The sequence below is a fragment of the Geomicrobium sp. JCM 19038 genome (assembly GCF_000698125.1).
GTDB lineage: Bacteria > Bacillota > Bacilli > Bacillales > Marinococcaceae > Geomicrobium_A.
Genome location: NZ_BAXA01000004.1, coordinates 197,978 through 220,058, shown reverse-complemented (window position 1 = coordinate 220,058; position 22,081 = coordinate 197,978). Strand labels below are relative to the sequence as shown.

At 42.8% G+C, this 22,081-nt stretch carries 21 protein-coding genes and 2 pseudogenes; 5 read left to right on the top strand and 18 right to left on the bottom strand.

The features are described from left to right. The first annotated feature begins 53 nt into the window (after positions 1–53). A complete protein-coding gene (locus JCM19038_RS07350; protein ID WP_042416184.1) occupies positions 54–458 on the top strand; it encodes a hypothetical protein in 405 nt (134 codons plus the stop codon). A gap of 281 nt (positions 459–739) precedes the next feature. Here the strand turns inward: JCM19038_RS07350 and JCM19038_RS07345 are convergent. From JCM19038_RS07345 to JCM19038_RS07335, 3 genes and pseudogenes are all read right to left on the bottom strand, one after another. Then, positions 740–1,668, bottom strand: a pseudogene (locus JCM19038_RS07345) (aldo/keto reductase). A gap of 46 nt (positions 1,669–1,714) precedes the next feature. Continuing rightward, a pseudogene (locus JCM19038_RS07340) lies at positions 1,715–3,264 on the bottom strand (long-chain-fatty-acid--CoA ligase). Between the two features lie 122 nt (positions 3,265–3,386). Further along, the gene (locus JCM19038_RS07335) at positions 3,387–4,286 is read right to left on the bottom strand and encodes a LysR family transcriptional regulator (RefSeq protein WP_052361224.1); all 900 of its coding nucleotides are present in this window, start codon (positions 4,284–4,286) and stop codon (positions 3,387–3,389) included. A gap of 110 nt (positions 4,287–4,396) precedes the next feature. On the opposite strand from JCM19038_RS07335, the gene JCM19038_RS07330 reads away from it, so the two are divergent. The 3 genes from JCM19038_RS07330 to JCM19038_RS07320 are packed head-to-tail and all read left to right on the top strand — an operon-like array spanning position 4,397 to position 6,948. Then, positions 4,397–5,092, top strand: a complete 696-nt coding sequence (locus JCM19038_RS07330) for a CoA transferase subunit A (RefSeq protein ID WP_042359316.1) — start codon at positions 4,397–4,399, stop codon at positions 5,090–5,092. Between the two features lie 15 nt (positions 5,093–5,107). Beyond that, positions 5,108–5,761 (top strand): 3-oxoacid CoA-transferase subunit B, encoded by a 654-nt coding sequence (locus JCM19038_RS07325; protein ID WP_042359314.1) that lies wholly within the window; start codon positions 5,108–5,110, stop codon positions 5,759–5,761. A 2-nt stretch (positions 5,762–5,763) separates the two neighbouring features. Further along, a complete protein-coding gene (locus JCM19038_RS07320; protein WP_193745071.1) occupies positions 5,764–6,948 on the top strand; it encodes an acetyl-CoA C-acetyltransferase in 1,185 nt (394 codons plus the stop codon). 44 nt (positions 6,949–6,992) lie between these two features. Here the strand turns inward: JCM19038_RS07320 and JCM19038_RS07315 are convergent, their stop codons facing one another. Further along, positions 6,993–8,126: a zinc-dependent alcohol dehydrogenase family protein gene (locus JCM19038_RS07315; RefSeq protein ID WP_042416345.1), complete on the bottom strand. Its 1,134-nt coding sequence runs from the start codon at positions 8,124–8,126 to the stop codon at positions 6,993–6,995. Positions 8,127–8,390: 264 nt separating this feature from the next. On the opposite strand from JCM19038_RS07315, the gene JCM19038_RS07310 reads away from it, so the two are divergent. Continuing rightward, positions 8,391–9,482, top strand: coding sequence for a hypothetical protein (locus JCM19038_RS07310; RefSeq protein WP_042416180.1), 1,092 nt, complete (start codon positions 8,391–8,393; stop codon positions 9,480–9,482). Between the two features lie 174 nt (positions 9,483–9,656). On the opposite strand, the gene JCM19038_RS20560 is transcribed toward JCM19038_RS07310, so the two are convergent. The 14 genes from JCM19038_RS20560 to JCM19038_RS07255 all read right to left on the bottom strand — a co-directional run bounded on the left by JCM19038_RS20560 (position 9,657) and on the right by JCM19038_RS07255 (position 22,074). Then, positions 9,657–11,078, bottom strand: a complete 1,422-nt coding sequence (locus JCM19038_RS20560; protein WP_052361222.1) for a VWA domain-containing protein — start codon at positions 11,076–11,078, stop codon at positions 9,657–9,659. 43 nt (positions 11,079–11,121) lie between these two features. Further along, the gene (locus tag JCM19038_RS07300; protein ID WP_042416176.1) at positions 11,122–12,489 is read right to left on the bottom strand and encodes a hypothetical protein; all 1,368 of its coding nucleotides are present in this window, start codon (positions 12,487–12,489) and stop codon (positions 11,122–11,124) included. A 253-nt stretch (positions 12,490–12,742) separates the two neighbouring features. Next, positions 12,743–12,910: a Flp family type IVb pilin gene (locus JCM19038_RS21695; protein WP_081831672.1), complete on the bottom strand. Its 168-nt coding sequence runs from the start codon at positions 12,908–12,910 to the stop codon at positions 12,743–12,745. Positions 12,911–12,925: 15 nt separating this feature from the next. Beyond that, the gene (locus JCM19038_RS22700) at positions 12,926–13,078 is read right to left on the bottom strand and encodes a hypothetical protein (protein ID WP_193745070.1); all 153 of its coding nucleotides are present in this window, start codon (positions 13,076–13,078) and stop codon (positions 12,926–12,928) included. A gap of 60 nt (positions 13,079–13,138) precedes the next feature. After that, positions 13,139–14,752, bottom strand: coding sequence for a hypothetical protein (locus tag JCM19038_RS07295; RefSeq protein WP_042416173.1), 1,614 nt, complete (start codon positions 14,750–14,752; stop codon positions 13,139–13,141). 149 nt (positions 14,753–14,901) lie between these two features. Continuing rightward, positions 14,902–15,795 (bottom strand): hypothetical protein, encoded by an 894-nt coding sequence (locus JCM19038_RS07290; protein ID WP_193745069.1) that lies wholly within the window; start codon positions 15,793–15,795, stop codon positions 14,902–14,904. A gap of 587 nt (positions 15,796–16,382) precedes the next feature. After that, positions 16,383–16,703: a Tad domain-containing protein gene (locus JCM19038_RS07285; protein ID WP_042416167.1), complete on the bottom strand. Its 321-nt coding sequence runs from the start codon at positions 16,701–16,703 to the stop codon at positions 16,383–16,385. Further along, the gene (locus tag JCM19038_RS20555; protein WP_052361221.1) at positions 16,700–17,152 is read right to left on the bottom strand and encodes a TadE/TadG family type IV pilus assembly protein; all 453 of its coding nucleotides are present in this window, start codon (positions 17,150–17,152) and stop codon (positions 16,700–16,702) included. Before JCM19038_RS20555 ends, JCM19038_RS07285 begins: the two co-directional genes overlap by 4 nt. Then, entirely contained in the window at positions 17,134–17,589 is a 456-nt protein-coding gene (locus JCM19038_RS07275; protein WP_052361220.1) for a prepilin peptidase, read from the bottom strand. The genes JCM19038_RS20555 and JCM19038_RS07275 overlap by 19 nt, the downstream gene beginning before the upstream one ends. A 115-nt stretch (positions 17,590–17,704) precedes the next feature. Next, positions 17,705–18,496: a type II secretion system F family protein gene (locus tag JCM19038_RS07270; RefSeq protein ID WP_042416165.1), complete on the bottom strand. Its 792-nt coding sequence runs from the start codon at positions 18,494–18,496 to the stop codon at positions 17,705–17,707. An 18-nt stretch (positions 18,497–18,514) separates the two neighbouring features. Further along, complete coding sequence (locus JCM19038_RS07265) at positions 18,515–19,426, bottom strand: type II secretion system F family protein (protein WP_042416162.1); 912 nt, start codon at positions 19,424–19,426, stop codon at positions 18,515–18,517. 13 nt (positions 19,427–19,439) lie between these two features. Then, the gene (locus JCM19038_RS23435) at positions 19,440–19,790 is read right to left on the bottom strand and encodes a CpaF/VirB11 family protein (RefSeq protein WP_238554317.1); all 351 of its coding nucleotides are present in this window, start codon (positions 19,788–19,790) and stop codon (positions 19,440–19,442) included. Positions 19,791–19,819: 29 nt separating this feature from the next. After that, a complete protein-coding gene (locus JCM19038_RS07260; protein ID WP_238554316.1) occupies positions 19,820–20,821 on the bottom strand; it encodes a CpaF family protein in 1,002 nt (333 codons plus the stop codon). Then, positions 20,821–22,074: an AAA family ATPase gene (locus tag JCM19038_RS07255; protein WP_042416159.1), complete on the bottom strand. Its 1,254-nt coding sequence runs from the start codon at positions 22,072–22,074 to the stop codon at positions 20,821–20,823. Before JCM19038_RS07255 ends, JCM19038_RS07260 begins: the two co-directional genes overlap by 1 nt. Between the last annotated feature and the right edge of the window lie 7 nt (positions 22,075–22,081).

Here is a 22,081-nt window from a genome sequence, read left to right as displayed (position 1 = left end):
CACGTTTGAGAAAGTCCAAATAATGGTATAGACAGCTAAAAAGGTGTGACGTAATGATTACAATGTTCCGCACAATCTATTCTATGATCTTATTCATAGCAGGTGTTTTACACTTTACTCATGAGAAACTGTTTCGAAGCATTGTTCCGAAGTTCCTACCGTTCAGACGACTGATTGTACTCGTAAGCGGCGCAATGGAACTCGCTTTCTCCGTTCTTCTATGGGTCCAAAAGTGTCAGAAACTCACTGGTAAACTTCTCGCACTGTTTATGATTGTCGTCTTTCCAGCTAACATCTATATGGCAGCCAAGAATCGTACATACATCAATGGAAAGAAAATTCACCCCGTGTTTCTCTGGCTACGTCTTCCATTACAAATCCCCCTCATCTTAGGCGCACTTTATGTTACCGGACATTCGAAAGAAGACGTTGTGAAACCTAAAAAACCACTGGGCTAAGCGCTCAGTGGTTTTTGTTTTGATTCGTTCAGCGGGACGATTTTAAGCTCAGATCACAAAGATAAGAAACCTACTGAGATTCCCTCGTTTTGATCCGCGCTACACTTGGCTTGATCCACGCTACACTCGGCTTGATCCGCGCTACACTTGGCTTCGCGCTACTTTAACTTCCTCGCGGTCAAAGGCCAAGGGTTATTTCGGAATTTCAAACCCTCAGCACTTCCTCCTGCGCGTTAAAATATTCGCTAACGATTAAAAAACGAGGAGTACACACTCCTCGTTCACGAAAAAATGTCATCAATAACAAGTATCTCTCGATCCGTTAACGCAATCTCTGCCGCTCGGATACTCGTTTTCACTTGGTCGGTCCGTTTTGCACCTGGTATTAACACATCGACAGATGGTCTCGTTAAATACCATGCCAAAATTACGTGCGCAACGTCTTCTCCTTTTGCATCAGCAATTTCACGAACACGTTCGACTTTTGCGAGGTTTTCTTTAAACGCTTCTCCTTGAAACGATGGCTTTTTTGAACGAAAGTCAGTAAACGTACTATTCTCAGTATACTTTCCTGCGAGTAATCCCGACTCTAGCGGGAAATAAGGAATAAACGTAATGTCTTCTTTTGATGTGTAAGCGAAAAAGTCGGATTCTGCTTGACGGTTCAGTAAATTGTATTCTGCTTGCAACACATCAACGTGACCGTCTTGATTCGCATCCTTTAGCTGTTCGGGTGAAAAGTTAGATACTCCAATTGAGCGAATCTTCCCAGCATCTTTAAGTTCTTTCAATGCCCCCACGGCTTCTGCTTTTGGTGTTGATTCATCTGGGAAATGAATGTAAAACAAATCGATATAATCCGTCTGCAATCGTTTGAGGGCATCTTCGACAGATTGCTTTAAAAATTGTGGAGAGTTATCAAACTCCATCGTATCGCCAACAGCTTTGTGTGCAGCTTTCGTGGCAATTACAAGATCTTCTCGTTTGTATTCTTTAACAACTTCACCGACAAGTTCCTCCGAACGCTTCGGGCCGTAAATAAATGCTGTATCAAGCATCGTGATTCCATTATTGATCGCAGTCCGAACAACATTACGTCCTTCTTCTTCATCGAGCATATTCGGATAAATGTTATGACCGCCAACGCATTTGTGCCTAAACCGATCGGATGTACATGGACATCTGACTTTCCTAATTGTACGTGCTTCACCATCTGCCTCACTCCTTTCTATTGCTATTACACTAATCTATTGCCGTTAAACCAAGTCTCGCAAATAGACTTTCTGAATTTTACCGCTCGCTGTTTTTGGTAGTTCCTCTAAAAATGTCACGTAACGAGGACATTTAAAGTGGGCCAACTTACTTCGTGCATAGTCAATCATTTCTTGCTCCGTCGCTTGATGTCCTTCCCTTAACACGAGGATGGCGTGAGGGGTTTCGCCCCACTTTTCATCAGGTTTTGCGACGATCGCTGCTTCTTTTACCGAAGGGTGGTCATAAAAAACGCTTTCAACTTCAATCGATGAAATGTTCTCTCCTCCACTAATAATGATGTCCTTTTTGCGGTCAACAACTTGAACCCGATGGCGATCGTCAACAGTCGCCATGTCACCTGTATAAAGCCAGCCGTCACGAATCGTTCGTGCTGTCTCCTCATCATTCTTCCAATACCTTTCATCACTCCATGACCTTTGACGACGAGCTCACCGACCGTTTTTCCATCAGTTGGCACGCTTTTCCCTTCGTCATTAATGACCCGCACTTTAGAGCCAATCATTTCAAACCCTTGCTTCGCTTTTGCCTCGTAATAACGATCTCCGACTAAATCATCGTCTTCTGAGGACAAATAACTAATGAGAGACAAAGGCGAACTCTCGGTCATGCCATACACTTGAATAAACGTAAACCCAATCTCTTCTTCTAACGTCTTCACAAATGCTTGAGGCGGTGCCGCACCCGCAATAACGACTCGCATATCTTGCGTGATGTTACGCTTCTCTGCTTTGTACTGATCGATTAAACTGCCGAGTACTGTTGGTGCCATATGCATCACTGATACGTCATATCGTTCCATTCGCTCTAGCATTTCTGACGGGTCTGTTTTCTTTTGCATCACTTGGGTCGCACCATTTGCCGTATAGTAAAACGGAGAACCCCAGCCGTTGACATGGAACATCGGTAGCACGTGAAGCAACGTGTCTTGGTCGCTGACTTGAAGGTGATGCATCGTGCTCAGCGCATGTAAGTAATTGTTTCGATGCGTGAGCATAACTCCCTTTGGCTTCCCGGTCGTCCCGCTCGTATAAAGAATGGAGCACAAATCATTTTCACTTAAATCTGCTCGTGAATAAGGAACATTCTCTTGTGACTGTAACCAAGAATCATACGCAAAGTATGAGCCTGATGAGCGCTCTGCTCCGTGTACAACTACAGACTGCACCGTTTCAAGTTTCGGTAAGATCGGTGCAATTAAGTCATACAATTCATGATCAACAAACAACGCTTTGCTTTCACTATGATTAAGAATGTACAAATAATCATCTGATTTTAGACGTGTATTTAATGAGACCATAATTGCACCTACTTGAAACACCCCGTAAAACCCTTCGAACATCTCAAGTGTATTTGGTGCTAAATAGGCGACTCGATCACCCTTTTGAATTCCGAGTGCAGAGAGCCCGTGAGACAGTTGATTCACTCGATCATTAATTTCTGTATACGTATAAGCTTGATCGTTTTGATCAATAATTGCCTTCTTTTCACCATATACTCGTACCGCACGATCCAAAAAATCGGTTAAAATCATTTCTGTCACAGTCACCCACTCCTTATATGTCTGAATAATAAGAATTGTAGTTGCATCGTACACTAACTCTAATTTCAATTGCAACTGATTGCTCGTATACTATAAAAGAAACAGAATACGACCTAGTACTCTGCTTCTTCTTTGAAATAAGCTTTCACATAGTCAATCCAAGCTGTAGTAGCAGGGGATTGGTAGCCGTTCTTCCGTGAGATTAGCGCAAGGTTCCAGTGAATTAACGGATGATCGACTTCAATAGCATGAATCCCTGTTTGATTCGAGTCTTCGACAATCGTCTCTGGTAAGAAGCTTACACCTAGATTCTCTTTCACCATCTTTAATAGAAAGTCCCATTGCGTACTTTCATGAATCACATTCGGCTCAAACCCTGAATCGATCGATGCTTCCCGAACTCGGTCATACAACGAGAAACCTCGCTTAAATAAAAGAAATTGCTCTCCCTTCAGTTCAGACATCATAACCTTTTCCGCGTCCGCCAATGGATGCTCATTCGAAACGACTAACAACAATTTCCTTTTGACGATTGGAATGACTTCGAGTTCTGTGTATGGAATTGGAAGAATTCCAATGCCTACATCTAATTCCCCGTGCAAAATAGATTGTTGGACAACACGCGCGCCCTCTTCTACAATGCTCATCTTCGCATCAGGATACTGCTTTTGAAACGTTGAGATCACTTTGGGAAAGAAACTCGAACCAATGACTGGCGGTAAGCCGAACCGGAAATGTCCTTTGTGCTTTGTCCGAAGATCCACTGCCGCTTGCTTAAAGTCTTCGACTTCACGAATGACTTTTTGTGCGTATTCATACATCGCTTCCCCTTCAGCGGTGATTTGAAGTTGACGTGTTGAGCGGTCAAACAATTGCAGTTCTAGCTCTTCTTCCAACTGAGCAATCACTTTACTTAACGCCGGCTGACTAATTCCAAGCTTTTCGCTCGCTCTTGAAAAACTCACTTGTTGATAAACTTCTATAAAATAACGAAACTGTTTTATTTGCATCATTGAACGACTCATTCCTTTATGGAATACTATTATTATAATTATATATTTTACTTATGTAAGCGCTTATAGTAAAGTGAATACAAACTTAAAGAGAAAAAGGAGACTTGGCGATGACAAAAGTAGCTTCTTCTTTTACAGAAAGCATAAAGAATATTAAGGATGGCGACACGATTATTGTCGGAGGATTTGGACTTTGTGGAATTCCCGAGAATGCGATCGTAGAGCTAGCAAAACAAGGCACGAAAAACTTAACCGTCGTAAGTAACAACTGTGGCGTTGCAGACTGGGGGCTTGGTCTTCTTTTGCAAAACAAGCAAATTGATAAGATGATTGCGTCATACGTCGGCGAAAATAAAGTGTTTGAAGAGCAATTTTTAAATGGCGAATTAGACGTTGAGCTAACCCCACAAGGCACACTTGCTGAACGCATCCGTGCAGGCGGTGCAGGTATTGGTGGATTCTATACACCAGCCGGTGTCGGAACACCGATTGCCGAAGGAAAAGAGCATAAAGAAATTGATGGCAAGACGTACATCTTTGAAAAGGCAATTAAAGGGGATGCTGCACTCGTTAAAGCATGGAAAGGCGACCCTTACGGCAACCTCGTGTACCGTAAAACATCCCGCAACTTTAACCCACTTGCAGCAGCTGCAGGAACTCATACGATTGCTGAAGTGGAAGAACTCGTTCAAATTGGCGAAATAGATCCTGATCATGTTCATACACCGAGTATCTACGTGCAAGAACTATTACTTGGCAAAAACTATGAAAAGCGAATCGAACGCCTTACGGTTCGTAAAGCCTAAAAGGAGCTGACAGTGATGAGCGACTCTAGAGAAATCATTATTAACCGTGCAGTAAAAGAAATTGAAGAAGGAATGGTCGTCAACTTGGGCATCGGAATGCCGACAATGATTGCTGACAAAATTCCAGCTGAAAAAAACATCTTCTTACATTCTGAAAACGGCATGCTCGGCATCGGGAACTATCCCATTGAAGGAGAGGAAGATGCTGACCTGATTAACGCTGGTAAAGAGACGGTAACCGCAAAACCTGGCGCTGCTTTCTTTGACAATGCCGAGTCGTTTGCGATGATTCGTGGTGGACACGTTGATTTAACGATCCTCGGTGGTATGGAAGTCTCACAAACTGGTGATCTAGCAAACTGGATGATTCCAGGTAAGATGGTCAAAGGCATGGGCGGTGCGATGGACATCGTTCAAGGAGCGCGTAAAGTCGTGATTATTATGACGCATACGAACAAAGCTGGAGAAGCAAAAATCAAGAAGCAATGCGACTTGCCGCTTACCGGTCAAGGTGTCGTCAACCGAGTCATTACAGATATGGCCGTTTTCGACTTCACAAATGAAGGCATGGTGTTGCGTGAAGCACTTAATGGTCACAGCATTGAATCGATCAAAGAAAACACAGATGCTGACTTTACCATTGATCCAAGCTTGTCAGGAGGTCAATAATCATGAGCCAAAATGTCGTAATCGTAGAAGCGACTCGTACCGCTATCGGCGGCTTCCAAGGCAGCCTGTCATCGGTCTCAGCAATTGATCTAGGTAAAACAGTTATTGAACAATTACTGAATAAATCTGGGGTTACTCCAGATCATATCGATGAAGTTATTCTAGGAAATGTCTTGCAAGCAGGTCTCGGACAAAATCCTGCAAGACTAGCCGCAATGAAAGCTGGTCTTCCTGAGTCTGTACCGAGCATGACCATTAACAAAGTGTGTGGATCTGGTTTAAAAGCTGTGCACTTAGCAACACAAGCGATTCAAAATGAAGATGCTGAAATCGTAATTGCAGGCGGCATGGAGAACATGAGCCAGGCGCCATACTTAACGATGAATGCCCGTAGTGGGTTTGGAATGGGCGACCAAAAGTTTGTCGACAGCATGGTTCATGATGGCCTAACTTGCGGACTCGAAAATTATCATATGGGCATTACAGCTGAGAACATTAATGACGAATACGGCTTTACTCGCGAGCAACAAGATGAATTCGCTGCTTGGAGTCACCAAAAGGCAGAACAAGCACAAACAAATGGTCATTTCGTAGACGAAATTGCGCCTGTGTACATCCCTCAGCGTAAAGGTGATCCAATACGCTTTGATCAAGATGAGCATATTCGTCCTGGTACGACAGCAGATAAGCTAGGCAAACTACGCCCTGCCTTCAAAAAAGACGGCAGTGTATCTGCTGGAAACGCGTCTGGTATTAACGACGCAGCGGCGGCCGTTCTCGTCATGAGCGAAGCCAAAGCAGCAGAATTAGGTCTTACACCACTCGTCACGATCCGTTCCAATGCAAGTGCAGGTGTGAGTCCGAAACTAATGGGAATCGGCCCAGTACCGGCAACGAAGAAGGCCCTAGAGAAAGCCAACTTGTCCGTTTCAGATATCGACTTGTTCGAGATGAACGAAGCCTTCGCAGCTCAGTCCCTTGCTGTACAGCGAGACTTGGATTTACCGAAAGAGAAGATTAACGTAAACGGGGGCGCCATTAGCCTCGGCCATCCGATTGGCGCGAGCGGTGCTCGGGTACTCGTCACACTCATTCATGAAATGAAACGACGAGACGTAAAAACTGGCGTTGCTTCCCTTTGTATCGGTGGCGGTCAAGGCGTCGCAACAATTATTGAGCGTCCATAAAATGAACGAGGCAACGTGGATTCACGTTGCCTCGTCTTTTTTGGTTACTCTGGAAACTCAACCATAATCCGCTGACTGTTCCCTTCGTGCAACCGATCAAAACCTTCATTGATTTGTTCAAGCGTAATTCGTTCTCCGATTAGTTGATCAATCGGCAATTTCCCTTGTTTAAACAACGAGATGTAACGTGGTACATCTCTCATGGGCACGCAACTACCTAAGTAAGATCCTTTGATTGTCCGTTCTTCTGCAGTGAGGCCGACTTGCGGAAATGAGAACTCTTCTTTCGGATCTGGTAAGCCACTCGTCACTGTCATTCCACCTCGACGAGTAATCGTATACGCCGTTTTCATAGCCGGCACAACCCCGGCTGTTTCAAATGCATAGTGTACCCCACCGTTCGTATACTCCCGAATGCGCTCAACCACACCTTCCTCAGTTGCATTAAATACAGCTGTTGCTCCGAGCTCCTTTGCATGTTCCAACTTTGCATCATTTACATCCACAGCGATAATTTCTTTCGCTCCAGCAAGTTGCGCCCCGAGTAAGGCATTCATCCCAATACCGCCGAGCCCCACAACAGCTACATCTGTTCCTGGTTTCACTTCTGCCGTATTAATAACAGCACCTAACCCTGTAATGACCGCGCATCCAAACAAAGCTGCGTGGTGAAACGGAACGTCCCGGTCGATTTTCACCGCTGATTTTGTTGAGATGATGCTATACTCAGAAAAACCTGAGATTCCGATATGGGTGTACACATCACTTCCATCTGCATGTTCAATCCGTAAGCCACCTGATAACATTGTTCCAGCATTGTTCGCCTCTGCTCCTGGTTCACAAAGGGCTGGTCTTCCTTCTTTACACGGTAAGCATTGACCGCAGTTTGGAATAAAACTAGTCACGATATGGTCACCCACTTCAAAGTCCGTCACGTGATCACCAATTGCTTTGACAACGCCAGACACTTCGTGCCCTAGAACCATTGGTGTTTGCCGTGGACGATTGCCATTTATCACAGATAAATCAGAGTGACAAAGTCCGACCGCGCGTACTTTTATAAGTAGCTCATCGCTTTCAGGGACTCGTAAGTTCACTTCTTCAATCTTTAATGGCTTTGACTTAGCGTAAGGCATTGATAAACCACTGTCATACAGTACCGCCGCTTTTGTTTTGATCATGTTCATCATCCTTTATAGTGATCTGATCTTATAATTTAAATTTTCCAACAATATGTTCATTGTATAACAATATTCCGACAATAGATAGATTCATACGACATGTAGTCAAAGGGATCTCTACTTTATTACTATATGTTAAATTCAGATAATGTCGAATTTAATTTTAATTTGCATAATAAGTGCAAAAAATGATGTTTTTTCCAATATTTTGTATTATACTCTTTTTTAAGAAACACAAAGTCAAGAAAGGATGACCCTAAGTTGACAATAGAGAATACGCTCATCTCGAAGATCGGAAGTTGGTTACGAGCGCTTTCCATGTACAACCTCGATGACGCTCAGCGCTATCAAAAAGAGATTAGTGAAATGATTCATCACATCCATGTATCAAAGCAAGCAGCTACTTATTATGACTTGGTACATTTCAAACACCAATTTGTTGCAGGACAGATGATGCATCAACCGATAGCCCAACATTCCATGAAATTGAAGGAAGCAACATTTGAGACGAACAACATCTTGAACTACCTGTATAACTTCAATGAAGGTATGATTGCGACGAGTATGGAGAATTACCTTTGTGCACTGAAGCATTTCAAAGAAGCAGAGAAACACATTATCCATGTGAACAATTATGAGCAAGCTGAGTTCTACATTCGAATTGCGAACGTGTTTTATCGTCTAGACCAGAACATCACCGCACTCTCCTACATTAATCAAGCGTACGATATTGTCAAAGGTTCAAAGGATCATATGCGGCTCCAAATGAACTGCCTGATTATGAAAGCAGGGATTTACTCGGAGCTCGGCTACTATGAGAAATCGAACACGTACACAAGTTACGCTCAGCAACTTGCGAACAAGGAACCTTATCATCGATCTCTTGTCCATTATGCCAAAGCGAATAACGAATACCGGCACGGACACTTTGAGAAGGCATTAAAGTCTTACACGCGAGCCCATTCAGATAGCCACCAGAAGAAAACGATGATCCGAATTAAATCTAAGTATCATATTGCTAACACCCACTTTAAACTCGGCATGAATGACCGCGGTCACGAACTGTTAGACGAAGTGGAGTCAAGTATTGCTAAAGAAGCGCTTCAGTTAAATGAATATAGTGCGAAATGCTTGATCAGTCGTGGTCTCCACGCTCAAATAAAGGTTGATCTAACTCTCATTGATCAAGGACTAGCTATTCTGCAAGAGAACAATCTCCATGGAGAATTTTCAGAAGTATGCAACGATTTATCAAAGCACTTTAGAGATCGTGAAGATTTCGAGAACGCCTACCGCTATTTGCATCTATCAAATGAAGCAAGCGGTGGTAAACACGTTATTGGAGGTGATTAAGGTTATGAAAAGTTGGATGCTAGTAGCAGCAATCGCACTTACTGTTTTAGTCGTTGGCGATGCAAGTGGCTCAGAACTCATCGGTACACAAACCAAAAATGAAATCTTGTAAAACCAGGGGCTGCCGTGCAGGGCAGCCTTTAGTTTTTTTATGTGTTCTTCCAATAAATCACCTTAATCGGTATGCTCTTCTCGCAATTGTCTAATCACATCTTGAATACGGTCCCTCGAATCTATAACCTCTGCTCGTTTTTCAGAGACTGTTTCATCGCTCACTTCTTGAATAAGATTTGCTCGTTCTCTAATTAATTGCCTTAATTCATTGATCTCATCTGGCTCCAATTCATTATTTTCAATCACAATTTCAACGGCTTCGGTCATTCGTGAGTTCTCTTGGTTTCTTAAGGTGGAGACATCATTTCGTAATTCTCGAAGCTCATTTTCGATGTCTAATTGATCTTCACTCGTTGCAATCAATCCATCTCTTGCCCACCAAATCCAAGCAAATTGACTAATCTGATCAAGCCAAGTACCGGTCACTTCTTCATCTAACTCTTGTGCTGTATACACAGAAGAATAGTTTCCACCACTAACCTCTGCAACTTCTTGAAGTTGCTCGTGCTCATCATCCGCAATATCAAATCCTAAGATATTCACTTCAAAGTCAATCCCTGCTTCTGGAATCGTTTCTGCGACGGCGACTGGATCACCACCACACGTTTCGATGCCATCGCTAATCACATAAATGAAGTTGATAGAGTTTTCATCGGCTTCCTCAATCAAGTCATCTTTAGCTTGCTCCATAGCATCAGCAAGTGGCGTCCACCCTGTCGGTTCAATTGGGTCTACCGCTTCAACGAATTCACGGTCATTGATTGGCGATAACGGATAGACGTTTTCAATCGCTTCACAAGACTCGGTCTTCCCATCGTTTGTATTGTCCCCTTCATGACCATACGCTTGCACTAATACATTCGTTTCATCAGGAATGCTTTGAACAAAAGCTGCAATTGCATCTTTCGCTAAATCCATCTTCTGTCCACCGTCTACTTGTCCGGCCATACTTCCACTCGCATCAAGAAGAATGGCTACGTTCACTTCTTTTTCCATTTCTTCGTCGAGCTCTTCATCGTCTAATTCAACAATTGACCTACCATCAGGCAACGTCAATTCAGAGAATTCAACCTCATAATCTTCAACTCGTTGAAGGACCGTTTCATGGTCGGCACCCAATTGATACACGATAAAGTCAAGCCACTCTTTCATCGTCCGTTCGGCGCCTTCTTCTTGCACAATTGCCTCGAACTCTTGAAGCGCACTTTGCTCAGCTTGATCGTATGAATCTCCAATTGACTCTTCTTCAGGAAGATGCTCTGTCGTTAATTCTCCCGCACCAGACGTTAACACACCTTCTGCCGTCAAATCGACCGATGGTACATCCGTCGCGGTTGCTTCCCCACCGTCTACTTCTTGAGCCTCTTCATTCTCTACGCTTTCCTCGGCTTCTTCAGTTCCTTCACTGTTGTCATTACATGCCGCAAGTAACAATACGAAAAGCATCGCAACTATACTACTTCTCCACCTATAAACACGCACACTACCGAACCCCTTCCTAGCTGAAAAACAAATTGAATATGACCTATGAGACCTCACTTCTTAACTCTTCTAATTGTGCCACTTCTTCCTCAAGCTCTTCAATATCACTTTCATCCTCTTCTTCAAGCTGATTCTCTAGGATTTCAATTTGTTCATCCAATGCACGCTTTTGATAGTTAGAATCTTCAACACGCTCCGCAAATGCATACGCTTCTTCAGGATCTAAAGCGAGATGTGCATAAAACGTTAGCTGAATCTCACGTTCGTTTAACGAGCGCTCTTCTTCAATTTGTTGACTATACGTGAGAAGTTCTTCACTTTCGTCCTCCAAGTTGTGTTGCTCCATCAATACGTAAGGGTGATCCGTCTCCAGTTCAAGAATTTCTTCGCCACGGTCTTGCAAATGAAGCTGATAAGCAACTTCAGCAACCTGTTCTGGATTTTCCACCAAATAGTTCTCATAGTGATTAGTAAGAACGGCAAGCTCAATATATAAAGAATCATCAATAGATCGATGAGGTTTGACAAGTTCAAGCAAAGAGAATGCTTCTTCATATTCTCCTTGATAATAATACTCTAACGCTTCCACATACTTGTTAGCGGTGTCCAATTGTTCGTCCACTTCTGTCACACGTTCTTCTTCAATTTCTTGAACATGTGCTTCTTCTGTTGAACCAGCGAAACCAAACGCATATACGATTGCACCGACCGCGATGACGACTGTAGCGAGCAACCCCAAGCGCTTTCCTCGTCTAGGTTTCTTGGCTGGTTGTGATTGGGTTTCATAATACTGCGATTGCACTTTCGTAATCTCTTCACGAACCGTCTCAAGAATTAGTTCCAACGATGTCGCTTCTAAAATCGTTGTCACAATATGCTTTTCATTCTGAGGGGCTTTCTTGATTAACTCTTCTGCCGACACCTCATAAAATTCTTTATCTTTTACTGGAGAAAATAGATAAACAAGCTGCTTTTGAATGAACGGCAGTTCGTTCTGCTCCGTGTCATTCTTGTTCGAGAAATGTATCGATTTCATTGACCCTAACGCTTTTGTTTCATTGTGTTCTTTAGAAAATACGAGATTATGAAGATCAAGCGACGTCTCAACTTCGGTTTGTTCTGAAAAATACTTGTATAGCTCAATGAATCCTTCCGCTGCCCGTAATCGTACAAGCACATCTTCTTGGCGCAAGGCAACGTAGGGCAAATGATCTTCTAAAGCCCACGTAAAGATCATCTGATTGCCTTCATGAACCATTGATTTGACCGGAAGCGTGTATGGACGCTTTTTCTTCATATACGATAAGTCGTTCATCGTTGCACTTTGGACGAACGTATCTTCTACACGCCATTGCACATACTCAGTATCAAGTGTTAATTCGCCATGATTAAATGGTACTGTCTTCTTCATCGTCATCTCTCCTAGGTTCATTCGACCGAATCAGCTAGCCCGCTTTAAAGGCTCGAGTATAAAACACAAAACATAAAATAATCATGAGAACAAACGAAATGTTGATCGATTGGCGTTGCACCATATCATAAATAAATAACGGGGTGAGCAAAACCAATGCACCTAAAAATATCCAGAAAAAAATCTTCATTGCCTACACCTTCTTTACTAACAAGTTGAAGCCCGACGGTAATTCACGCCGGGCCCTATCGTTTTACTGCGCAATTGCTTCTGCAATGTCTGAGAACATTTGCATAATGTTGTCTCCTAGTAACGTTAACGTAGCAATGGCTACAACAGCGACTAGGGCTAGAATTAACCCATACTCACTCATTGATTGTCCCTTTTCATCATTCCAGAAGTTTTTTAAGAACTTTAACATTTTAGTTTCCTCCTATTATTTAATTGCCAAACAACTTGCCCAAACCATTACTGATCGCATTACCGACATTACTTGCTCCATCACTAATCGCATTACCGACATTCCTGGCACCATCACTAATTGCATTACCGACATTCCTGGCACCATCACTAATCGCATTACCGACATTACTTGCTCCATCTCTAACAGCATTGCCTACATTACTTGCACCATCAACAATAGCATTGCCTACACTTCTTGGGCCCTCACTGATCGCATTACGGACATTACTTGCACCATGCTGATCGCATTACCAACATTACTTGCGCCTTCACTGATTGAATTACGAACATTACTTGCTCCATCGCTGATCGCATTGCCGACATTACCGGCACTATCGCTGATTGCATTGCCGACACGACTTGCTCCATCAATAATATTTCGCCCTGCTTCGCTCGCAGCATTTGCAATGTTAGTACCTAAGTTCACAGCTGCATTCCAACCGTCGGCTACACGATTGCCAATCCACCTACCGGCACTTGCTATTCCGTTCCATGCCCATTTCAGAGCTTTTCCAATTGGTTTACGATACCTGATTATTAATCCTGCACCCGTTGCAACGACCCCTACAGCTGCAGCAGCTAATCCAACAGGTGTAACACCTCCTGAAGCTAACGACACCGTAAATGCTGCTGAACCGATGCCATCTAGTATTGAGCCTGTACCATCTAGATAATTCCCCTCACTAAAGTGGGTAACCGATTCCCAAGCACTTAGCCCTGTGCCAATAATACCTAGTCCGACTCCAGTCCTCGTTAATACTGTCTGCAATCCCGAACTTATAAGTGGTGTTGACGTTTGAGCTGCTTGAGTTACAGTACTACTGGTAACAGATGCCGCTCTGAAATCCTTCCAGTTTTTAGTTGCATCCAGAATAGTTGTCCCGAAACCAATACTATCTATTGTAGCGCTAACACCTGTATGGTTTAGGTAACTAATTCCCGGTGCAGCGACAGAAAGTGCAAAAACAAGAGTATTGCCAGCATAACTAGATCCCGAAAGAGTATTCATTTGACCATGACCTAACTCTCGGGACAGGTCCACGAGTGATTGGAAGGCACCCACTCGATCTCCAGCTGCGCCTACAAAACTATCAAGACCTATTGAATGCTCACCACTACTAGCAAACAGAAAATTATTAAAGGGGTGAGAATTTGTTGCAGTTACCGAACCTAGACCAGAAGAAGCAGCTGTTGCTCGAAGTAAATTACCATGATTAAACCCAAACATTTGTTGCTGCAGATGACTATTAACCATCGGATTCATTGTTGGATAATAATTGTTATTTAAGGTATTTTGTGGCCAAAAGCTATATAAACCGCCTGGGTCTAGTCCGTTGCCACCGTCAAAACCTAGATAGCCACCTGAACCTAGTCCGTTGCCACCGTCATAGCCTAGATAGCCACCTGAACCTAGTCCGTTGCCACCGTCATAACCTGGATAGCCGCCTGGACCTAGTCCGTTGCCACCGCCATAACCTGGATAGCCGCCTGGACCTACACCAACTTCACTATCATGAGTACCTCTTTGACCATCACCGCCCGATCCACTTCTTGGATTACCATTAATATCTGACCAACTTGGTGCTCCCGGCGTGCCTCCACCTCCAAAGGAAGGTTCTGAACTTCCGGAGCTCGAGTTACTCCCGCTTCGAATATTATTCTTCTCATCCGCACCATCTAAGCCAACACCAGGTGGATCTATTGTATCTTCTGCATATACAAAGGACGACATACTGAGTGGCAATGAAGAAATTAACAATGTAATGAGAAAAGCAATAAGAACCTTATTACACTTCCTCATAGCGACGATCACCTCCTAATCAACATCACGTTCCTTTTCTTTTACACTACTTCCTAAATGACTAATCACTAGCAAATTCAACAGCTTGTTTTTAAGGAGAATTATAAATAAACATTCGAAACACCCCCTTTTAAACAATAGTGCTGTGCTTATCTAGAATAGTTACTTGATAATATCCAAGTACGATCAATCATGATGTCTAGCTGCTCTTGAAACCGTTCTTTATCCGTAGGCTTATTTTCAAGAAAGTGAAGAAAATCTTTTTTCGTTTGCATTGATCTGCCATAAATAGCGTTTGTTTCTCGAATAAGGCGTGGAGATGCTTTTTCTGCATCCCTCATCTCACTAACAACTTTCCGATAAGCATACCTTCCGATAACCTTCCTAATGCTTTTCTTATGCTTTCGAAAAATTCGATGTACATCTTGACGTGTATACTCTCCATTGGAAAATAGAAGTCGCTCCAACTCATTTCGATGGGTTGTCCGTTCTTCTACTAGATCGATCGAGTCTAACAATTCTTCTTCGTTGATATTATCTGCTCGTTCCATAAACCTTTTTCGATCGAGCAACTTCGTACTCACCTCCTTTAAATATCCTCCGACCTTTTCCAAGTCTTTGAAATACTTCAGATGCTGACTTATTACCTCTTGTTCTGATTCATCAAAAAAATCCGAGTGTCGATGTATGAGCTTGGTTAAGCTCTCTATTTCAACTCTTCTAAGCTCTGGATCACCTTGCCTTATATCAAATTCAAATTGACTATCCGGTTCTTGAAAAAGCGTAAGTCCAAAAACTGAATAAACACACCTACGTACTTCATCCACGTCTGTTACAACTTCACCGTCGTTATAGAGCACAAGTAATTTAGAATATAGTGTATCCTTAGGCATTTTGGAAAATAGATGACGATAATCTTTATTTTCAATTCTAATCGGTACGGACACATCTGCACGTTCACTATTCGACAAATAAGGTTCATAAGCTGTTAGGTAAATCCCTTCTGCTTTTGAAAACCCCGGATATTTTATACGGTTTAACAACATTTATCATTCCTTGTTCATGTTAACTGAATTAGAACTTTGACTTCTATGAGGATCTTTAATTATTTTACTAGCTAACCTTTTACTTGCTCTCTTATGAAATATGCCAAAAATCAAAACGCATAATCAGGTGTAAAAATCCATCCACTATTTACAATATCTAGTGATTGTTCCTTAAATCTTTCATTTGTTGGTTTCTTCTTTTCCAAGAACGTTAAATAGTCTCTCTTCGTATACATGTTTGTACCTTAAGTTTGATTCGTTTCTCGTATAATTCATGGAGAAATGTCTTCGGAACTTGTCATTTCCTTTCGAAGGTTGCGAAACATCTTTCTACGAACTCACATTCTTATCTTTCTTTTGTACTTTATAAATAGTTTCATAGCATGAGGGCGAATGTATTCTCCGTTTTAGAACAATAACCGTTCTAAATCATCTCGTTGCTTTAAAAACTTAATCGTCGCTCTCCTCTTCTTCTCCGCCTTCAAAGTTTGAATCATCGAGACTAGCAGATGCAGAGGCTTGTACTTCAGTCTCGTATTGATTAAACATCGCCATAAAGAATAGCGGAGCGGTTGCACTTGCTTCTAAGGTGACGCGATTTCTTGAGCATCAATCGTTAAATTGCGAATTGAAGCTTCTTCCATGTTCTGTGTTAAATAGCGGGTCGCAATGGCACGAACTTCGTTATCATTTAACGAGATCTCGCCGGACTCTTCCCACAGCTCTCGGTCATAGGCATCTAGCGTTGCAACGGTGGCAGCGTCAACTGCACTTGATAGTTTCGTATGATGATAGATGGTCATGCCGCCATCGATGAGTAATCCCCCAAACGCAAGAACAAAAACAATAATGCCTGCAGCTAAGGGATACACGCCACCTTCTTCATCGTTTAGCCATCGCTTCATTCGTCATCTCGCCCCCATATGTGATAGCTCGACGTATGCTCAATTAAGTAGGATGTTGGAATGTTTGTACCGGGAATGCCTACTGGAAACCGGAACTCATAAGAAACGGTCGTTTGGAACTGATCTCCGTTTACAACAGACGAGACTTGACCTTGGTTAATGTTCAACCCTTGGCTTAATGTCGATTCTGCTGTTGATTGCGCTACTTGAATCATTTGTCCAGGATTTGCCTCAAGATCTGCACTGATGGCACTGCCAGCACGTGCGCCTTGATTGGCAGCTGACACAACAATAATTTGCGAGTACACAAAATACCCTAGTAAAAGAACACCAATCGCAATCATCAACATAATCGGTGCTACGAGACCGAACTCTGCAAGTGATTGCCCTTCTTCCCTTCGCCAAAATCGCTTCGGTTTAGGACTTACAGTTATGGATACATTTGCCATACCGTTAACACACTCCCTACAGTAATCCAAAGACTAAACGGAAACGCCGTGTTCACTTCCTTCTTTTCTGTGCCACTTCTTCTATGTTGTCTATGCCGAACAATGAGTACAACAATGGATACGAGACCACCAATGAGTACAATCATGATTGAACTATATAGAATAAAAGGGACACCCATAATGGCACCAATTGCTGCCATTAACTTCACATCACCAGCACCGTAAGCTTTCATTAAATAGAAACAAAAGAAGATTGCAAAGCCAATGACCATTCCGAGCAAGCTAGTAAACAGACCATCGAATCCGTACATCATGCCATTATGCGTAATACCAATGATTGCCGCTGATAACGTTAACCAATTCGGTATTTTCCACGTTCGCAAATCAATAATCGTTGCAATAAGCAATGTTGTTGCTAATATGCTGATTGAAACCATGGCTCCTCCTCTTAATTCATTGACAAGATAAAGTCCATCACACCAAGAATTGCAGGACCGAGAAGGAAGATCGCCGTTGCCGGGAACGCCAAGAGCAAGAGTGGTAGGAACAGTTTCATTGAAGCTTTCTCCCTAGTTCTTGGGCTTTCTTCTTACGCTGCTGCCACACTTCACTCGCTTGATCTCGAAGAACTCTCGTAACACCAGATGCCCCTCGTTCCAGATTCTGAGTGACAGCAGAGACGAATCGGTTCACTTCATCCACCTGACAACGTTCTGCCATTCGTTCTAGTGCCGTTATTTGGGAGATTCCGACTGACACATCTCGAATGACAAGTTGCAATTCATCAGCAAGAACACCTTTTTTCTTATCCGCAACTTCTTTCATTGCAGGCACAAGATTTAGTCCCGCTTCACTCATAATTGCAATTGCATTGATAACATACGGCAGTTCTTTCTTGATCTGATCTTTCCGTTTGCTTCCTAGAATCTTTAACCAATGCTCAGGGAGAATATAGCCCATGAGCGCTGTTACCATAGCAACTAGGAAAAGCATCGGGCTGTTGGCAACGACCCCTAGGAAGAGGAAATAACTCATTAAACCGACCGCAGCCATCATTTTCATCGTTAAGATGTCTTCCACACGATACTTTTCTGCTTTTCCTGCCATTTGAACTTTCGTTTCAAGTTGTTCTCTTCGTTCAATCGATAACCGAAAGTTGACGAGTGAGAGCAATCTCATCACAGCAGGTGTTGCTTTGCGAATTGTAAAGCGTCGTTCCTCTTCAATGAGTACTTCTTCTTCCACTGCGAGACGTTTCTTGATGCTACTCGCTTCCACCCATTGCTTTGGTGTTAGAAGTACTACAATAAACACAAACATCAATGCGGATATGATGATGGCCACGTCTGGTCCCCCCTCCCTTTACACATCAATATTCGTCACCTTTCTACCGATGAAGTAATTTGCGATAAGCATGAGCACTGCTGCGAACAGCATAAACGTTCCGAGTGTTTGATCGTACATCGGTTGCATATAATCAGGATTTAACATCATCAAAACGACGACGATTCCAACGGGCATAAACGTAAGCAGTGACGCTTCCATTTTCTTTTGTGCCGTTGCCACTTTAATCTCTTGTTGAATCATAATTTTGTCTGAGATCGACTCTGCTGTGTTATCAATAACATCCGCTAAATTACCACCTTTTGTTCTCGTCATAAGAATGGCGTCAACAAATTGGGCGATGTCCTCAATGGTGTCATGTTCGTTTTTAAACGTTTGTAACGCTTCTTCAACCGGTGTACCTAGTTGAATGTCTCCGTTAATTCGCTCCAATGCTTCAAGCATCGGCTTGTCCTTTTGAAGCTGCAGCTCTCGAGTCATGTCTGTTTCACAACGTCGTAATGCTACCTGGAGAGATGTACCTGCTTTTAAGGAGCTTGCCAATGAAAGAATGGCATCTCTAAATTGCAACAACATGACCTTCTCTTGCTTTTGCTGATCATGACTTGCCTTTACTTTCGGATAAAACAGACCTAATAAAGCAATTAAAATCGCAAAGAAAGCACTTCGGAACAACATCATACCTAGTAAAAAAAGAATTACACATATAACAGCTGTTTGGAGCAAGTTAATCCGACGTTTCGATGCTTGACGCTCTTCTGTTGATTTTGTACTGTAAACCGATTTCTTTTTACCTTCTAAACGCTTGAACGATTTTTCTAGTATTTTTTTCTGTGGCACGGTCCCATAGATGAGTATTTGTGTGAGTTCAACAATTGCTTTCAACATAATCAAAAGCAGGACCACAATCGCTATATAAGTTAAAAGCATGCTCGGTCACTCCTCAAGAATAGTGATGGACCATCTTCGGTTCTTCAAGCGGTTGCTCACCGTAACCTGCGGATTGCCACTTTTCTACTTGTTCCATCGCTGCACCCGTTGGCACTAACCTACCGACGACTTTATCTTTTGTGCTTTCATCTGCGTTAATTTGAAAGCGGAACAAATCACGATGCTGAATTTCTCCTTTTTCTTCACCGAGGATTTCTGTGATTTGTAGCACGCGTCTTGAACCGTCACGCAGCCTTCCGAGTTGAACGATTAACTCGACCGATGAAGAGATTTGTCTACGAATTGCTGGAATCGGTAAATCAAGACCAGACATGAGCACCATCGTTTCTAATCTTGATAACATATCGACTGATGAATTGGCGTGGCCTGTCGTTAAGGAGCATCATGACCCGTATTCATCGCTTGCAGCATGTCTAGAGCTTCTCCACCACGGACCTCACCGACGACGATTCGATCTGGGCGCATTCGAAGAGCCGTACGAACGAGATCTCGCATCGTAATCTCGCCTTTTCCTTCCACGTTTGCAGGTCTTGTTTCTAGACTAACTAAGTTCTGGATTTGTGTTAGCTTAAGTTCCGCTGAATCCTCGACGGTAATCACACGTTCATGGTTTGGGATGTACATGCTTAATGCGTTAAGAAACGTTGTTTTCCCTGAACCAGTTCCTCCAGAGATGACGATGTTATACTTCGCCTCGACGAGTTTTTTCAACCATTCAGCAATCGGTGTGTCCAGTGCACCGAAGTCAATAAGCTTTTCCATCGTAAATGGATCACTCGGGAACTTTCTTATCGTAATGATCGGTCCGCCAAGGGAAATTGGACGAATAACGACGTTTACACGAGAGCCATCAGGAAGTCGTGCATCTACAATCGGATTCGCTTCATCGATTTTTCGGTTAATCGGCGCTACAATCTTCTCAATAATCGTCAAAAGGTCCGCTTCTGACTTGAAACGGATGCGCTCTCCGTCTTCATCGTACGCATAGCCAAGGCGACCGTTTTCCTCGATAAACACGTCATCCGTACCATTAATCATGATCTCCGTAATGTCTTGTCTGCGTACAAGCGGATCAATAATCCCGTAACCGATGAGCTGTTGCATAATTTCGTCGGTAAGCAACTTCCGCTCATCTGTTGTTAACAGCAAGTCTTGATGATTCATCGTCTCTTTTTGCTCAAGTGAATACCAAACCGCTGCCCGTAAACGATCGTTATTGCTTAGAATCTTATGGTCTTTGTTTCCTTGTTTAACAATATCTTCTCGAACCGACTGCTTTAATTGGTCAATCTCGACATCTAAGTCCTCATTCCACAGTTGTTCTTGGCCTTCATTTTCTCGTTGCTTACGCTTAATTGCCTGTTCTATTCCCATTACGCAAGCACTCCTTTTCTTAGACCGTTGCGTTTCGCGACTTCCTTCTTCTCGAACATCGGCTCAATTAAGTTTGCGATACTTCGGTAATGCTTATTAATCTTGAGTGCTGGCTTTTCTGCCATCACAATGCCACGGTTTGCATATCCTTGTACTTGCTCGTATTTATGTGGGATCACTGCTGATACTTTCATAGATAACATGGATTCCATTTCAGAAATCGGGAATCCAATTGAATCATGATAAGCATTAATAATGAGATAACGATTTTGCAACGGGCGGTGTAACTTGCGAATAATATCGACAGAAGACAACATCGACCAGTTCGCTGCAACGTCTGTCGTTAAGACGAAAAACAAATCCGTCGCATTGCTCATCAATGAAATATTACGCTCAGACAAGTCGGTTGAAGAATCAACAACAATCATGTCATAGTCTAGCCGTTGCAATGCTTCCATAATTCGATCTGTATGATCGAGTGACAAAGCTGCCATCTTTAATGGCGACCCTGCACTTAGTACACTTAACTTTTTTCCTTGGAGGCTGACCGTTTCAATGGACTGACGTAACACCTCATCAAGTTCTTCATCATCTTGACGCCCTTGCTCCAGATAAGTCACGACGTCCGAAAGACCTTTTGTTCCTTGTGGAAGATTAAAGGCAACTGAGACATGACCGAAAAGTGCAAAGTCTACGAGCAACACGTCTTTATCTTTTAACGTGAGTTGCGCGGCCGTGTTCACTGCAATGGTCGTCGTGCCGACGCCTCCTTTAGGAGAGTAAAACAATGAGATTTTTTTATCGGTATGCTCTTTTGCAGCGGCGTTTACACTCGTAAAAATATCTTTGTCTTGTCCGATTGGCGTGAACGATAACATCTTCTGAGTGTACGTTCCCATCGGTGTGTACTTATAGATAAGATCAACATTTTCGTGAATTAACTCGGTTTCTTGGACGATATGGAGCTGTTCAGCAACGAGAATAATTTTCTGAGTATCATAGGTTAATAAATTGCGATACCACGCTGGGTCTGCTTTCGTCGCTTCGACGTTAATTAAGAGAATATCAACCGTATTGCTTCCTAGATATTCATATAAATCTGTCAACGTTTCTCCTTGAAAAATGACCGAGACTAAATCATCGCTATGTTCGTAATACCGGTTAATATCTGCGCGGTAACTTGGGTCTTGATCAATAATTGCGACCGTCAATGACTCGCTTGAATGTCTGCCTGGAATAAAATCTGCATCCATGAGCTGG

Excerpts from the sequence above, each read along its gene's own strand:
- JCM19038_RS07350 (WP_042416184.1), top strand. The coding sequence starts at position 54 with ATGATTACAATGTTCCGCACAATCTATTCTATGATCTTATTCATAGCA.
- JCM19038_RS07335 (WP_052361224.1), bottom strand. The coding sequence starts at position 4,286 with ATGATGCAAATAAAACAGTTTCGTTATTTTATAGAAGTTTATCAACAA.
- JCM19038_RS07330 (WP_042359316.1), top strand. The coding sequence starts at position 4,397 with ATGACAAAAGTAGCTTCTTCTTTTACAGAAAGCATAAAGAATATTAAG.
- JCM19038_RS07325 (WP_042359314.1), top strand. The coding sequence starts at position 5,108 with ATGAGCGACTCTAGAGAAATCATTATTAACCGTGCAGTAAAAGAAATT.
- JCM19038_RS07320 (WP_193745071.1), top strand. The coding sequence starts at position 5,764 with ATGAGCCAAAATGTCGTAATCGTAGAAGCGACTCGTACCGCTATCGGC.
- JCM19038_RS07300 (WP_042416176.1), bottom strand. The coding sequence starts at position 12,489 with ATGAAGAAGACAGTACCATTTAATCATGGCGAATTAACACTTGATACT.
- JCM19038_RS21695 (WP_081831672.1), bottom strand. The coding sequence starts at position 12,910 with ATGTTAAAGTTCTTAAAAAACTTCTGGAATGATGAAAAGGGACAATCA.
- JCM19038_RS22700 (WP_193745070.1), bottom strand. The coding sequence starts at position 13,078 with ATGTCGGTAATGCGATTAGTGATGGTGCCAGGAATGTCGGTAATGCAA.
- JCM19038_RS07295 (WP_042416173.1), bottom strand. The coding sequence starts at position 14,752 with ATGAGGAAGTGTAATAAGGTTCTTATTGCTTTTCTCATTACATTGTTA.
- JCM19038_RS07285 (WP_042416167.1), bottom strand. The coding sequence starts at position 16,703 with ATGAAGCGATGGCTAAACGATGAAGAAGGTGGCGTGTATCCCTTAGCT.
- JCM19038_RS20555 (WP_052361221.1), bottom strand. The coding sequence starts at position 17,152 with ATGGCAAATGTATCCATAACTGTAAGTCCTAAACCGAAGCGATTTTGG.
- JCM19038_RS07275 (WP_052361220.1), bottom strand. The coding sequence starts at position 17,589 with ATGGTTTCAATCAGCATATTAGCAACAACATTGCTTATTGCAACGATT.
- JCM19038_RS07265 (WP_042416162.1), bottom strand. The coding sequence starts at position 19,426 with ATGCTTTTAACTTATATAGCGATTGTGGTCCTGCTTTTGATTATGTTG.
- JCM19038_RS23435 (WP_238554317.1), bottom strand. The coding sequence starts at position 19,790 with ATGTTATCAAGATTAGAAACGATGGTGCTCATGTCTGGTCTTGATTTA.
- JCM19038_RS07260 (WP_238554316.1), bottom strand. The coding sequence starts at position 20,821 with ATGGGAATAGAACAGGCAATTAAGCGTAAGCAACGAGAAAATGAAGGC.
- JCM19038_RS07255 (WP_042416159.1), bottom strand. The coding sequence starts at position 22,074 with ATGGATGCAGATTTTATTCCAGGCAGACATTCAAGCGAGTCATTGACG.